Genomic DNA, 12,768 nt, shown 5'->3' with positions numbered 1-12,768 from the left:
GTGGGTGGCCGAAAACCCAAGCTTTCGAATCACGCGTCTGCGCACGTTGATCGAGCACCCACGCATCGGCGACGGCGAACGGGCCGCCGCGCAGCGGATGCTCGATCGGATCCTGAAGAAGTCCGTCGGGAACGGCCCCGGTGACCGCGCCGACGGTGCGCGGCACGATCGAGTCGGCCGGCATGCGGGTCTCTCGCACATCGCGGACGCGATCCGCGACGACATCGCGTTCGCGAGAGTGGCCTTTGCGACGGCCACCGTGCCGGGGCAGCCGGCCGTGCACGATCCGATCCGCGATGCTCCTCCCGGGATCACCTACCTCGTCGAGACGCCGCACGATGCAGGCGTGGTCATCACGATCGATGACGTCCCCCGGGTTTGGGGGTGGGTGTCCGAGGACGGTATCGAGACCGTCAGCCCGGCGCTGCGGGCGCTCGCCGACGAGCTGGCCGGCATCATGGACGGCTACCACCGCGGCGGTGCGGATGCCGAGCGGCGGTTCTTCGGAAGTGTTCGCGTGAGCGGCGAGACGCTGGTGTGGGGTCACTGACGAGACCCTGCTCGACGGCTCGCCGCGAGCGATCAGCGAGATGCGGCTCGCACCGCCCGGACGAGATCCTCGACCGCTCGAGCGCAGTCGTCGCGTGCGTAGCCGAGCCGGGCAGTGACCTCCGGGGCCACCTCGTATGCCAGCGTGTTGCCGCGACCGCGCCGATGCCGGCGGCACCGCCCGTGACGACGGCGCGCCGTCCGGTCAGCATCGCGCCGGGAGTGAAGGCTGCTCGGGGTGAGATGCGCCCATCTCACACCTAGTGCCTCTCCGTGATCGCGAAAGCTCTCGATGAGTGAGAAGACCCTGGTCCGACCCCGGACGGGTGGTCGGGATGGGCGAGGGCCTCGTTGCCATTCGCCGATCCCCTTCGATTCACCCGGAAGGGGCCCCGGCAAGGTCCCGTCCCGGTGACCGGGAGACCTTTTCGCTTGGCGCGTTCCACTTTTGGGGTGGATGGCCGGTTGTCCGGGCGTTTGACAGAATGGGTGCCGCCACCCGGATTGGAGCCCCATGCAAACCGAAGATCTCGCCGGTATGCGGCCACCTGCTGGGACCAGCAGCGGCGACCCGTCGTACGCCGCGCGTTTGACTTTGATTCTCGGCGCGTTCGAGGGCCCGTCGTCGCACCTGCGTGCAGAGGATGTCGTGGCCAGGACGAGCCTGCCCCGGTCGACCACCCACCGCATCCTGGAGCAGCTGGCCCAGTTGCACTGGCTCACGCGCACGGGTCGGCTCTATCGGCTCGGCTGCCGGGCGCTCGCGTTGGGCGGTACAGGCGGGCGGGACGATCTGCGAGCGGCGGCCGCTCCGCACCTCCACGATCTCAATATGTCGACCAAGCTCATCGCCCATCTCGCCGTGCTGGAGGGAACGGACGTCGTGTATCTGGACAAGGTGGGCGGACGTTGCGCGCCCGCGATCCGCACCCGGGTCGGTGGGCGCGCGCCTGCGCATCAGACTCCGGAGGGCAGGGCGGTGCTCGCGACACTGCCGATCGAGAAGGTCGATGCGCTCTATGGCGGGCGGAGCGACCATGGTGTCGATCTCGGGGCGCTGCACGAGGAGCTCTTCACGATTCGTCGCCGAAACGGCGTGTCGCTGATGTTCGGACACCGCGAGCACCGCGAGTCGGCGGTCAGCGTGGCTGTTCGGGACGGCCATGGTGGCCCGGAGTCAATGGCCTGCGTTTCGCTCCGGGGTCATGTCGACCCGGTGCGGCTGCAGTCGCTCATCCCCGCCCTCGCGGTGGCAGTGCGGCGGATCAGGGATGCCCTCGGCTAGCAGGCCGGTCGACCGGCGGCCGGAGGTGATCAGCGGCCGCTGGAGTTCCAGCCCTTTCGGTGCAGCCGCTCGACACCGTCGAGCAGGAGGTCCAGGGTGAACTCGAACTCGAACTGGTCGTCGCAGCCCGTGCCTACCACCGAGGCCTCGTCGTGCGGGCGGCTGGCGGCGACGGCTGCGATGTGTGGGTAGGTCCCGGCCAGCTGCGCGGCCGCGGCCGACGGGATCTCCTGATCGGTGCTCGTTGGGTCGTCGTAGAGCTCTTGAGTGAACCCGAAGATGCGGCTCCCCAATGCGTGCATCACGTGATGGGTGAGATCGATGGAAAGGCCGCCTGCGCTGAACGTCGCGATGGTGGAATCCATGTAGGCCAGCACCGCCGGCGTCGGGGCGGTCCTCGATTCCATCACGCGTCGCGCCCACGGGTGCCGATGCAGCATCGCGCGGGCGGACAGGATGCGGGACCGGATCGCGTTTCGCCACGGGAGGTTTGGGTCCGGGGCGTCGATCTCGGCCACAACGGTGTCCACCATGGCGTCGAGGAGCTCGTCCTTGTTGGCCACGTGCTTGTAGAGCGCCATCGGGACCACACCCAGCTCCTGCGACAGCCGGCGCATGTTCACCGCCTCGATCCCGTCCGCGTCGGCCAGGGCGATGGCGGTGGCCAGCACGCGATCTCGGTTCAGGGGCGTGCGGCGGGTCTCGGCCTTGCTGCGCGCCATCGGCTCCGTCCTCTCACCTCAGTCACCCGCCAACGGTTGACAGGTGTACTTCGTACACCTTAGCGTTCCGTCCAATGGTGTACGTAGTACACCTCTGGATGTCTAGGGAGTGGCGCAATGACCTCAACAAGAAGGACCGCAGTGGCCGCCGGGGTGTTGTTCCTGATCACCGAGGTCTCGGCGATCGCCGGGCTGGCCCTCTATCAGCCCGCGCTCTCGGATCCCGGCTATGTCGGCGGCGCCGGTGCCGACGGCCGGGTGCTGCTCGGCGCATTCTGTGAGCTCATACTGATCGTGGCCATCATCGGCACCGCCGTCGCGCTGTACCCGGTGATCCGCAGGCAGGGCGAGGGTCTCGCCCTCGGTCACGTCGCCGGTCGCTTCCTCGAGGCCGCCATCATCGCCGTCGGCATCGTCAGCGTGCTGGCGCTGGTGACGCTGCGGCAGGACGGCGCGGCCTCGGGCGCGGATGAGGGTGCGCTCGTCGCGGTGGGGCAGTCACTGGTCGCCATTCACGACTGGACGTTTCTGCTCGGTCCCAGCGTGGCGCTGGGGGTGAACAGCCTGCTGCTGGCCTACCTGGTGTACCGGTCCGACCTGGCGCCCCGGCCCATCGCGTTGCTCGGACTCGTCGGTGGACCGCTCGTCACCGCCTCCGCGATTGCCGTGCTGTTCGGGCTCTACGGCCCTGCCGCCCACGCGATCTCCGCACTGCCGGTGTTCGCGTGGGAGGTCAGCTTCGCCGTCTACCTGATTGCGAAGGGCTTCAAGTCGATTCCCGTCGGCGACGGCGTTGTTGCCTCGGGCGACCTGCGTCCCGAGTCGTCCATGGCGTGAGTCCCGCGCCCGATCTGACTACGGGTTGCCCCCGGTCCGATTCGATCGCGTGCGCGAGGGGCTAGTTTATGGTTCAGTTGAGTGAATCATTTACGATGGTGATCGGAGTTGCTATGGACCTGTTGATGGCCGGGGTGACCGGCGGCACGGGGCAGTTGGCGTTGGAGCGGGCACTCGAAGCCGGGCATCGGGTGGTGGCGGTCGCCCGCCGGCCGGAGGCGGTGGCCGCCCGGCCGGGACTGCGGGTGATCGGGGGCGACGTGCTGCAGGGCGGGCAGTGGCGCTCGGAGGTCGGCGACTGTCGGGCAGTCCTGTCCTGCCTGGGCAGCACGGATCGCAAGCATCCGACCACCGTCTACTCGCAGGGGACCGCGAACCTGTTGGCGGCGCTCGCCGGCGGGCCGGAGCGGCGGCTCGTCTGCCTGTCCTCGGCGGGCCTGGGGATCGCGCCAGGCACCCCGTGGGCCCAGCGCATGGTGACCCGGCTGGTGATCCAGCCTCGGTTCCGGCACGGATACGCGGACATGGCCCGGATGGAGGAGTTCGTCGCGGCGCAGGACGTGCGGTGGACGATCATTCGGCCGCCGATGCTGACCGATGCCGCCGCGACGGGCGAGGCCAGGGCGGCCGTGAACCGGCACCTGGACGAGCCGCGGTCGATCAGCCGCGCCGCCCTGGCCGACTACGCGGTGCGGATCCTGGACGACCCCGCGACCTGGCGGGGGACGGTCGAGGTCTCGGCCTGACCGAATCGTCGACCCTGCGCCGCGCGACGCCTACCGTCGCGCGGCGCGAGCTCGTGAAGTCGATGTCGGCCCGTCAGGGCTGGCTGCGGTAGCCGGGGTGCACGTCCGGCTCGATGCCGTGGCTGCCCGCCACCTTCGCCAGCAACTCGCCGAGGGTGTGTCGCTCCTCGGCCGACAGCGCCTCGACCAGGTCGGCCTCGTGTGCCTCGCCGATCTCGCGCATCTGTGCCATCACCGCGCGGCCGCCCACCGACAGATGCAGTTCGTAGTTGCGACGATCCCGGGCGCTGCGTTGACGCTCCACCAGCCCCTTGGCCTGCAGTCCGTCGACCAGCGCCACCACCCGACTCGGCACCACGCCGAGCTTGGACGCCAGTGCCTGTTGGCTCATTCCGGGATCGGTCGCGATCAGTCGCAGCAGGCCGACGTCGCTGGGCTGCAGCTCCAGTGCGGACAGTCGCTCCGCGAATCGGGCGGTGGCGTACATGCCGAGCTGGGACAACAGGAAGCTCACCCGCTGCGCGGGCGGTCGGAACGGCTGCGCCGCGGGGTCGGTGGCCATGGCCGAACCATACCATTGACTCGGAATGATTCTGTGCTATGAATGATTGCATGACTGGAATCAATAAGTTCGACGGAGCCGACCTCACCGGTCGGGTGGCGTTGGTGACCGGCGCGTCCGGTTCGATCGGGGCGGCGGTCGGTCGCGCCCTCGCCGACCGCGGCGCGGCGGTGGCAGTGCACGGTCGAACCGAGAATCGGCTGACCGCACTGGTCCAGCAGATCCGCGAGTCCGGCGGCAGGGCCACCGCTCACCTCGGCGACGTGCGCGACCCCGAGCACCTGGCGGAGCTGACCAAACGGGTGTCCGCGGACCTCGGACCGATCGACATCGCGGTCCCGCTGGCGGGCGGCGCGGGCGCGCCGGAACCGTCGGCCGCGATGAGCGTGCAGCGCTGGCGGGAGGTCGTCGACCTCGACCTGACCTCGACGTTCCTCACCCTGCGGGCCGTCCTGCCGGGAATGGTCGAGCGCGGCGACGGGCGGATCGTCACCGTCGCCTCGAGCGCCGGACGCAGGGCGTCGCAGGCCAACGCTGCCTACGCCGCAGCCAAGGCTGGTGTGGTCATGCTGACCGAGCACCTGGCAAAGGAATACGCAGGCAACGGTATTCGGGTCAACTGTGTGGCGCCGTCCATCGTGGAGACCGACACACTGCGGCATCGAATGCCCGCCGCGCAGCTGGCTGCCATCGCCGGGTACGTGCCGCTGCGCCGCATCGGTCAACCCGCCGACATCGCCGAGACCGTCGCGTTTCTCGTCTCGGACGCGGCGGGATGGATCACCGGGAACACCATCGACATCACCGGAGGGATGACGCTGTGAACGAGAACGCGAGTGACACGAGGAGTGCCGTCGGCCCGCGACCGAGCGGATCGTCGGGCGGAATACAGACGCTCGACCGGGCGCCGGGCCCGGCGCCCGGGAGGCGGCGGCAGGACGGGCCGCCGTTGCCGCCGGTGGCGATCGCCGCCGTCGCCCTGTTCATGGCCTCGCTGGTGCTACCGATCGTGCTGGGCGGAGGGGCCGTCTACCCCTCACCGTTCGCGCAGGGGGAGGAGATCGTCGGCTACTTCCGGGACCACTCGAACCAGGTGCTGGTGGCGAGCCTGCTGCAGTTCGCCGCCTCGCTGCCGCTGGCCGTTTTCGCCGCGGTCGTATCGGTTCGGCTGGGCCGGCTCGGCGTACAGGCGCCCGGGCCGCGGATCGGTTTCGCGGGCGGCGTCCTGGCCGCGGTGTCGCTGGCGATGTCGGCAGGCTTCAGCTGGGCGATGACCCGGCCGGAGATCCTGGCGCACGACGAACTGATCCGGCTGCTGCACGACCTGGCCTTCATCACCGGCGGGGCCGGGTTCGTCGTGCCGCTGGGCCTGCTCGTGGCGGGCATCGCCGTGCCCGGGCTGCTGGCCCGGTTGCTGCCCGGCTGGCACGCCTGGGCGGGCCTGGTGATTGCGGCGGTGGCGATGGTCGCGACGCTGTCCGTCGCGTTGCCCGGCCTGTCGGTCCTGCTGCCGATCGCCCGGTTCCCGGCCTTCGCCTGGATCGTGTCGGCCGCCTTCTTGCTGCCGCGTCGGCGGGCCCGGCGTGGCGAAACCACTGCAAATCAAGGGAGTTCACGATGAGCAATCCGATGTTGGCCAAGCTGGTGCGGTTTCAGCGGCCGGACAGGGCGCTGCCATGGGCGCGGCCGGACCGGGCCACCGAGGCGGCGGTGTTCGGCACCGACCTGGGTGGATACGAGGCCGCGCTGGCCGATCTCGACCGCCGGCGGGACGAGGCCGTGGACCGGCTTGCCGCTGACGCGGGGGTGGCGGATCGGTTGCGTCGCCTGCCGTTCGCCGCGGGCGAGCGCATCGTGGCGATCGGCGAGAGCACCACCGCCGACCGGCTGTCCTGGTTCGAGGTGCTGCGCACGCTGATCGATCGGCACCGGCCCGACCTGGGGTTGGAGCTGACCAACCTCGCGGTGTCGGGGGCAACCACCACGGGGACGCTGGCCGGACTGGCCGGGATCCGCCGGTGGCCGGCCGATCGGGTGTTCGTCCTGTTGGGCGGCAACGATATCCAGCGGTGCGGTGTCGACGGTCCGCGGATCGTCAGCGAGGCCGAGACCGAGCGGAACCTGAGGCTGCTTCGCGAGCGAGCGTCCGGCGATGCGGCGCAGTGGATCTGGCTGACCCCGCCGCCGGTCGACGAGGCGGCAGTCGTCGCGTTCCCGTTCTTCGGTGGCGCCGGGCTGCACTGGTCCAACGACGACGTTCGACACACCGCCGGTGCGGTCCGCCGGATCGCGGGGGACAGGGACCTGGTGATCGATACGAGCCCGGCCGTCACGGGACCCGAATCGTTGCTCGAGGACGGGGTCCATCCCCAGGCCGCGACCCAGGCGGCGGTCGCGGGCCTGGTCTTGGAGGCATTGACCCGGTGACGGGGTAGTGGATGGGTCAGGATGGTCCGCATGCGTGAGATCACCCTCGACCTCGATGAGGTCCGGTTGCGGGCCCTGACCTGGGGGCCCGCAACCGGTCGGTTGGCGATACTGCTGCACGGCTTCCCGGACACCGCGCACACCTGGCGGCATCTGGGACCGGCACTGGCCGACGAGGGTTGGCGGGTGGTCGCACCGTTCACCCGCGGCTACGCCCCCTCGGGGGTGCCGCGGGACGGCAGCGGCCACATCGCGGCCCTGATGGACGACGCCGTCGCCATCCACGCCCGGCTCGGCGGCGGGTCCGACGCCGTGCTGGTCGGACACGACTGGGGAGCAGTCACCGCGAATGCACTGGCCGCCCATGCCGACAACCCCTTCGTCGCCGTGGCTGCGCTGTCGGTCCCCCCGTTCGCGGCCCTGCGGACGCCTGCCGTGCTCCGCGTGCTCCCGCGGCAGCTGCGCAACAGTTGGTACCTCCTGTTCAACCAGCTCCCGGTCCTGCCGGAACGCGTCGCGGAACCGCTCGTCCGTCGGTTGTGGGCCGACTGGTCGCCCGGGTACGACGCGAGCGAGGACCTGCCTGCCGTGCTGGACGCGATCCCCGATGGAACGCACCGCCGGGCCGTGTTCGGCTACTACCGGAATGTGGTCCGGCCATATCCTCGTCTGCCCGCGCGCTACCGGCACTGGGCCGGAGCCGAGATGCGGTCGCCGCGGATCCCGATGCTGTACCTCCACGGCGAAGACGACGGCTGTCTCGATCCGCGGCTCGCCGCACTGACGGGGCCGAGCCTCCCGGCGGGCAGCGAGGTCCACCTGATCGCGGGCGCGGGACACTTCCTCCAGCTCGAGCAGCCGGCGGTGGTCAACGCCCGCATCCTGGAGTTCCTCGCCCGGCGGTGAGGCCGGTCAACTCGCGACCGCGCGGCCTCACCGCCGCACGTGACGCGGTCCCGGCCACCGCGTGATCTACCGGGCGAAGTCGATCTGCCTGCGGCCGTTGTTGAGGACCGGCCTGAACAGGTCCACGGTCATCCGGGCCGGGACGAACCCTGCGGGACAGTGCGTTTCGAGACTCCGGGCGAGCAGGCCGCACACGGCGTGACCGCCCACCTGGGTCGGCGTCCAGTGACTCACCGCAAACTTTTCCGCCACGAACAGATCTTCATGTCTGGTGAAGAAACTGACCATCGCCGCCAAACCCCCCCTGTCGGATACACCTTGCGTATGTTGCCTAACTGCCTGCGGGCGAACGTGTCTGGGCGCTGATGGCCGTTCCCATCCAGCGCCGCAGGTAGCCCCGCAGCTCCTCCTCGCCGCGGGGCGGATTGCTGGGCGAGATGAAGAACGACTGCATCGTCCGCAGGGCGTACTCGACGAGTTCACGGAGCGATTCCTCGTCGTATCCGTATCCCTCCCAGTCGACGTCGAAGCGTCGGATCATCGTCATGCCGAAGGCGCGCGCCTCGTCCGATGTGAGCCCGTAGGCGCCGACATTCGTATGCGAGCCCGAGAGCATGATGCCCAGATGAGGAATGCGGTGTACCTCGTCCAGCGTGTAGATCACGCCCTCGGTCATCGCCTCGGCGGGATCCTTCAGACCGTGCACATGCTGTGTCAACCGGTCGAGGAAACCGTCGACGGAGGCGATGGCTGCGGCCCGCATGAGGGCCTCGGCGCTGGGGAAGTAGCGGTACACGGTTTGGCGGATCACGCCGAGCGACTCCGCGACATCGGCGATGCTGATCGCCGACCCGGTGCGCGAGATCACCTCGACCGCTGCCTCGACGATGCGGCGCGCGGCCTCCTCGTCGTCGACCGGCGGCCGGCCACCCCATCCACGTCTGCGTGCCACCGAGCGGACGGTACCAGCACCGCATCCGGCCGCGGCACGAACAGCGGTGGATTCGACCAAAGCGATCATACACAACTTCGATTATTTGTATGATCGCTGCGAATGCGACCCCACCTGCCCTGACGGGGGATCGCCGGCGGCTAACGGAAACGAGGAATCGCGCATGACAGATCTGAAACCCAGGAAGATGGACTTCGGGTTCGAGGACGAGGACGTCCCCTTCCTGTGGAACCCGGACAACCCGGCGTGGTCGAGCATGTCCAACGCGGTCTCGTTCCTGGCGATCGGCTTCGAGAAGATGATCGTCAAGCTGATCCTGCAGGCGAAGCCGCTGATCACCGATCCGGAGGTCGCGGCGGAGGCAGTCGCGTTCATGCGCCAGGAGGGCCACCACTCCACCGCCCACCGCCAGCACGTGAACGCGCTGATCCGGCGGTACCCCGGCCTGCAGAACACCCTCGACGCCGTGACCGGCGAGTTCGACCTCCTCACCGAGCGGACCTCGATCAACTACAGGCTGGCGTACACCGCCGACCTGGAGGCCACGTTCACTCCGGTGTTCAAGCTGATGCTCGACAACGAGGCCACCCTGTTCCGGCCCGGCGACGACCGGGTCGCGTCCCTGTTCCTCTGGCACTTCGTCGAGGAGGTCGAGCACCGGAGTTCGGCGTTGATCATCTACAACTCCGTCGTCGGCAACGAGCTCTACCGGATGCGGATGGCCGCGTCGATTTTCGCGCACGTGATGAAGTCGATCCGGATTGCGTGTGCCGGCTTCAACCAGCACGTTCCGCTGTCCGAGCGGAAGGTCGACTCGATGTCGATGTTCGCCCGGCACCGGGCCAAGCAGAAGGTGCTCACCGCCTTCGCGCCGTACCTGACCAAGGGGCCGATGCCGCGTGCGTTCGACGGCCTGCCGATCGGTGAGCAGCTCGCCGCCCTGTCCGGCGCCGTCCGCAGCCAGATGCCAGGGCACAAGCCCGAACACGAGAAACTGCCCGTCCTCGCCGACGAGTGGTTCACCCGTTACGACGCCGGCTACGACTGCACCCGCTGGTACACCGCGGGCTCGCAGAAGCCCGAGGCCGAGCCGGTCTCCGCGGGGGCGAACTGATGTCGGACCACTGTTCGCCCACCTTCTCGGATCTCGCGACCCGCCTTGGCTTCTCGTGCGAGGAGGCCGGTGGGCTGGTCGAGGTCCGCAACCCGTTCGCACTCGAGAACTGGACCCTGCCGGTTCTCGAGTTCACCATCGTCCTCGGGGCGGTGCTCGCGCTCGTCTACGCGATTCTGCGGCTGCGTCGGCACGGTGATCCCACCAACCTGGTGCTGTGGTTCGGAGCCACCGCGTTCCTGTTCGTGATCGAGCCGCCGATCTACTTCCCGGCCACGTTCGGCACCGAGGACTACCTGGGAACGATGTTCGCGCACAACGTGTTCACCGTGGACTTCCTGTGGGGTCGCCTGCCTCTGTACATCGTCGCGATCTACCCGTTGATGGCCACCATCGCGTTCGAGATCGTCCGGATGCTCGGCGTGTTCCGAAAGTACGGCGTGCTTCTCGGCGCGGTGTGCGTGGGCTTCGTGCACCACGCGTTCTACGAGATCTTCGACCAGCTCGGACCGCAGCTGCGCTGGTGGGAGTGGACGCTCGACAACAAGGTCAACCTGCCCTTCTTCGATTCGGTTCCGCTGCCGAGCGTCGTGGTGTTCGCGGCGCTGTGGCCGATGTCGTTGGCGCTGTGCGTCCAGTTCTTCGTCGGCAGGCACGTCGATGCGGGCAGGCACTTCTCCGGCCTTCAGTTGGTTTGGCGCACCGTCGTCATCGGTCTCACCGCCTCGGTCGGGGTGTTCGTGCTCCCGCTCCCGGCGACGGTCTTCGGCATGGGGAGCGACACGGTCCGCGGGGTCCTCTACGCCGCGGAGTTGGCCGTGCTCTCGGTCGTCGCGGTCGTGGTCCTGGTGCGGCAGTGGTCGCACCTGCGGCAGGAGCCGTCGGATGCGCCCGGGTACCGGGACGGCTTCGCTCAGTGGTACGCCATCGTGTATCTGGCCGTGATGGCGGTGTTGTGGATCTCCGCGCTACCCGCCTTCTTCGGCGCCGTCGACGGGTTCACCACGAACGGCGATCCGGTCGGGAACCTCTGGTACACCATCGCGTGCTTTGTCGTCGCGATCGCGTGCGTGGCCGCCACCTTCACCGTGCCGCGGGGCCGGTCGGCGGACGGAGGAGATCCGGTGTCCGGCGAGAGCGCGGTGACGCAGCCGGCCTAGGACCGTGTGATGCGCAGACACGACTCGAGGCCCGTCGCGTGTGACGGGCCTCGAGCCGTTTCCCTGGCCGTTCTCGGTCAGGCCGCGCACATCGCGGCGTCGACGACCTGCTGCGCCGCGTCGACCGAGTTCTCGCTCATCGGGATGTGATTGAGGGTGAGAGTGACCGCGCGGCCGTCGGTGTCCACGCCGCCGGAGGTGGCGAACCCGGGGATGCCCCCGCCGTGGCCCCAGATCTCCTTCCCGCAGGAGCTGTTCACGCGGACGAGCCCGAGGCCGTACTGGTCCTTCGGGCCACGGTCGAACGACACGGTGTGCTTCATCTCGGCGAGCCCGTCCTGCGAGACGAGGTCGCCACGAAGCAGTGCCGCGAAGAACGTGTTGAGATCGGCGCCGGTCGCGACCATGGCGCCTGCGGTATCCGCCCACGACACGTCGCCCTCGGTGACGTCCACCTGCTGCTCGCCGATCCGGTGATATCCACGCGCGTGCGGTCCGCGGATCTGTGTCTCTCCTGAACCCGGGAAGTAGGTGTCTTTCAGCTCGAGCGGATCGATGATGCGCGTAGTGATCTCCTCCGCGGCGGGGTGGCCCGTCACCTTCTCGATGAGCATCCCGAGCAAGACGTAGTTGGTGTTCGAGTAGACGGCCTCGTCCTTGGCGGCCGGGCCTGGCGGCAGGGACATCGCGATCGTCACGAGCTCGGCGGGCGTGTAGTGCCCCACGGGTTCCGCGCTCGTCGCGATCTGCAGCTGTCCGGGCTTGACGTCCTCCGGCTTCGCGCCGCCGGGTGCGAGGTAGTCCGTCAGTCCGCTGGTGTGCTGCAGGAGATCGCGGATGGTGACCCGGCTGCCGTCGTTCCCGTTGTCCGTCACGATCCCGGGTAGGTAGTGCTCGACGCTTGCGTCCGGGTCGACCCGTCCCTCGTCGACGAGCTGCATGACCGTGGTCGCCACGAACGCCTTTGTGTTGCTGCCGATCCGGGCCCGCGCATCGTCGGGGATGGGCTCGCCGGTGGCGGTGTTCCCCGTCCCCGCGCGCAGGACGCGTGTGTCGCGGCCGGGTTCGGTGATCACCAGCTGCGCGCCGGGTATCCCGCGTGCGGTGACGGCGTCGAGCTTCTGCTGGAGCGCGGCGTCGGGCGACGGGTCGGACTGTGCGGTGTCCCCGCAGGCAATGGCCCCCAACGCGAGGGCGGCGGCGGTGGTCACGGCGAGCACGGCGCGAAGTCGAGGGGCGGTCATCGGCACTTGGCCTCCTGGTCGATCGGATCTCGCGATGAGATCCGTACGACGAGAAGAGTATTGACGTAGGAGTGCGCTTCCCATGGTGCTGACCACCGTCTTTCTGGTGGACCGGTCTGGAGCCTCCGGGGGTATAGCGGGCTGTACCCCCTGGCGTTCCGGGGCCGGCCGGTCAGCGCGCGAGGAACCACAGGAATCTGCTCAGCGGCACCTGCACGGATGCCCCGCCACCGAGCCCGCGCCGTTTCGGGTAGCGGGCTCGGT

15 protein-coding genes are annotated in these 12,768 nt (G+C 69.1%); 10 read left to right on the top strand and 5 right to left on the bottom strand.

All coding sequences use genetic code 11. From position 1 onward, the window contains the following. The first annotated feature begins 4 nt into the window (after positions 1 to 4). The gene (locus tag ACWFRB_RS12915) at positions 5 to 550 is read left to right on the top strand and encodes a hypothetical protein (protein WP_452641461.1); all 546 of its coding nucleotides are present in this window, start codon (positions 5 to 7) and stop codon (positions 548 to 550) included. Between the two features lie 513 nt (positions 551 to 1,063). Further along, positions 1,064 to 1,834 carry an IclR family transcriptional regulator gene (locus ACWFRB_RS12910; protein WP_452641459.1) on the top strand — a complete coding sequence of 257 codons (771 nt, stop codon included), beginning with the start codon at positions 1,064 to 1,066 and terminating at the stop codon, positions 1,832 to 1,834. Positions 1,835 to 1,863: 29 nt separating this feature from the next. Here ACWFRB_RS12910 and ACWFRB_RS12905 read toward each other — a convergent pair whose 3' ends face one another. Further along, a complete protein-coding gene (locus ACWFRB_RS12905; RefSeq protein ID WP_452641457.1) occupies positions 1,864 to 2,556 on the bottom strand; it encodes a TetR/AcrR family transcriptional regulator in 693 nt (230 codons plus the stop codon). Positions 2,557 to 2,673: 117 nt separating this feature from the next. On the opposite strand from ACWFRB_RS12905, the gene ACWFRB_RS12900 reads away from it, so the two are divergent. Continuing rightward, positions 2,674 to 3,393 carry a DUF4386 domain-containing protein gene (locus ACWFRB_RS12900; RefSeq protein ID WP_452641455.1) on the top strand — a complete coding sequence of 240 codons (720 nt, stop codon included), beginning with the start codon at positions 2,674 to 2,676 and terminating at the stop codon, positions 3,391 to 3,393. Positions 3,394 to 3,506: 113 nt separating this feature from the next. Continuing rightward, entirely contained in the window at positions 3,507 to 4,139 is a 633-nt protein-coding gene (locus ACWFRB_RS12895) for an NAD(P)-dependent oxidoreductase (protein WP_452641453.1), read from the top strand. 73 nt (positions 4,140 to 4,212) lie between these two features. On the opposite strand, the gene ACWFRB_RS12890 is transcribed toward ACWFRB_RS12895, so the two are convergent. Continuing rightward, on the bottom strand, positions 4,213 to 4,701 hold the full coding sequence (locus ACWFRB_RS12890; protein WP_452641451.1) for a MarR family winged helix-turn-helix transcriptional regulator: 489 nt from the start codon (positions 4,699 to 4,701) through the stop codon (positions 4,213 to 4,215). A gap of 50 nt (positions 4,702 to 4,751) precedes the next feature. Between ACWFRB_RS12890 and ACWFRB_RS12885 the strand changes: the two genes are divergently transcribed. Genes ACWFRB_RS12885 through ACWFRB_RS12870 form a run of 4 tightly spaced genes read left to right on the top strand, consistent with a single transcriptional unit; the run spans position 4,752 to position 8,034 of the window. Then, on the top strand, positions 4,752 to 5,525 hold the full coding sequence (locus ACWFRB_RS12885) for an SDR family NAD(P)-dependent oxidoreductase (RefSeq protein WP_452641449.1): 774 nt from the start codon (positions 4,752 to 4,754) through the stop codon (positions 5,523 to 5,525). Continuing rightward, complete coding sequence (locus ACWFRB_RS12880) at positions 5,522 to 6,322, top strand: hypothetical protein (protein WP_452641447.1); 801 nt, start codon at positions 5,522 to 5,524, stop codon at positions 6,320 to 6,322. The genes ACWFRB_RS12885 and ACWFRB_RS12880 overlap by 4 nt, the downstream gene beginning before the upstream one ends. Next, complete coding sequence (locus tag ACWFRB_RS12875; RefSeq protein ID WP_452641444.1) at positions 6,319 to 7,128, top strand: SGNH/GDSL hydrolase family protein; 810 nt, start codon at positions 6,319 to 6,321, stop codon at positions 7,126 to 7,128. The genes ACWFRB_RS12880 and ACWFRB_RS12875 overlap by 4 nt, the downstream gene beginning before the upstream one ends. A gap of 30 nt (positions 7,129 to 7,158) precedes the next feature. Beyond that, positions 7,159 to 8,034 (top strand): alpha/beta fold hydrolase, encoded by an 876-nt coding sequence (locus tag ACWFRB_RS12870; RefSeq protein WP_452641443.1) that lies wholly within the window; start codon positions 7,159 to 7,161, stop codon positions 8,032 to 8,034. A gap of 66 nt (positions 8,035 to 8,100) precedes the next feature. On the opposite strand, the gene ACWFRB_RS12865 is transcribed toward ACWFRB_RS12870, so the two are convergent. Next, the gene (locus ACWFRB_RS12865; protein WP_452641441.1) at positions 8,101 to 8,286 is read right to left on the bottom strand and encodes a hypothetical protein; all 186 of its coding nucleotides are present in this window, start codon (positions 8,284 to 8,286) and stop codon (positions 8,101 to 8,103) included. A gap of 79 nt (positions 8,287 to 8,365) precedes the next feature. After that, a complete protein-coding gene (locus ACWFRB_RS12860; RefSeq protein ID WP_452641439.1) occupies positions 8,366 to 8,986 on the bottom strand; it encodes a TetR/AcrR family transcriptional regulator in 621 nt (206 codons plus the stop codon). Between the two features lie 163 nt (positions 8,987 to 9,149). Between ACWFRB_RS12860 and ACWFRB_RS12855 the strand changes: the two genes are divergently transcribed. Together ACWFRB_RS12855 and ACWFRB_RS12850 are read left to right on the top strand one after the other, a co-directional pair. Further along, positions 9,150 to 10,100, top strand: coding sequence for a metal-dependent hydrolase (locus ACWFRB_RS12855; protein WP_452641438.1), 951 nt, complete (start codon positions 9,150 to 9,152; stop codon positions 10,098 to 10,100). After that, positions 10,100 to 11,260, top strand: a complete 1,161-nt coding sequence (locus tag ACWFRB_RS12850) for a hypothetical protein (RefSeq protein WP_452641437.1) — start codon at positions 10,100 to 10,102, stop codon at positions 11,258 to 11,260. Before ACWFRB_RS12855 ends, ACWFRB_RS12850 begins: the two co-directional genes overlap by 1 nt. A 77-nt stretch (positions 11,261 to 11,337) precedes the next feature. Here ACWFRB_RS12850 and ACWFRB_RS12845 read toward each other — a convergent pair whose 3' ends face one another. Next, positions 11,338 to 12,504, bottom strand: a complete 1,167-nt coding sequence (locus ACWFRB_RS12845) for a serine hydrolase domain-containing protein (protein ID WP_452641435.1) — start codon at positions 12,502 to 12,504, stop codon at positions 11,338 to 11,340. Positions 12,505 to 12,768: the final 264 nt, after the last annotated feature.

The organism is Rhodococcus sp. NPDC055112 (assembly GCF_053607505.1).
Note: the sequence above shows the minus strand (reverse complement) of the source record. Positions and strands in the feature narration are given on the sequence as shown.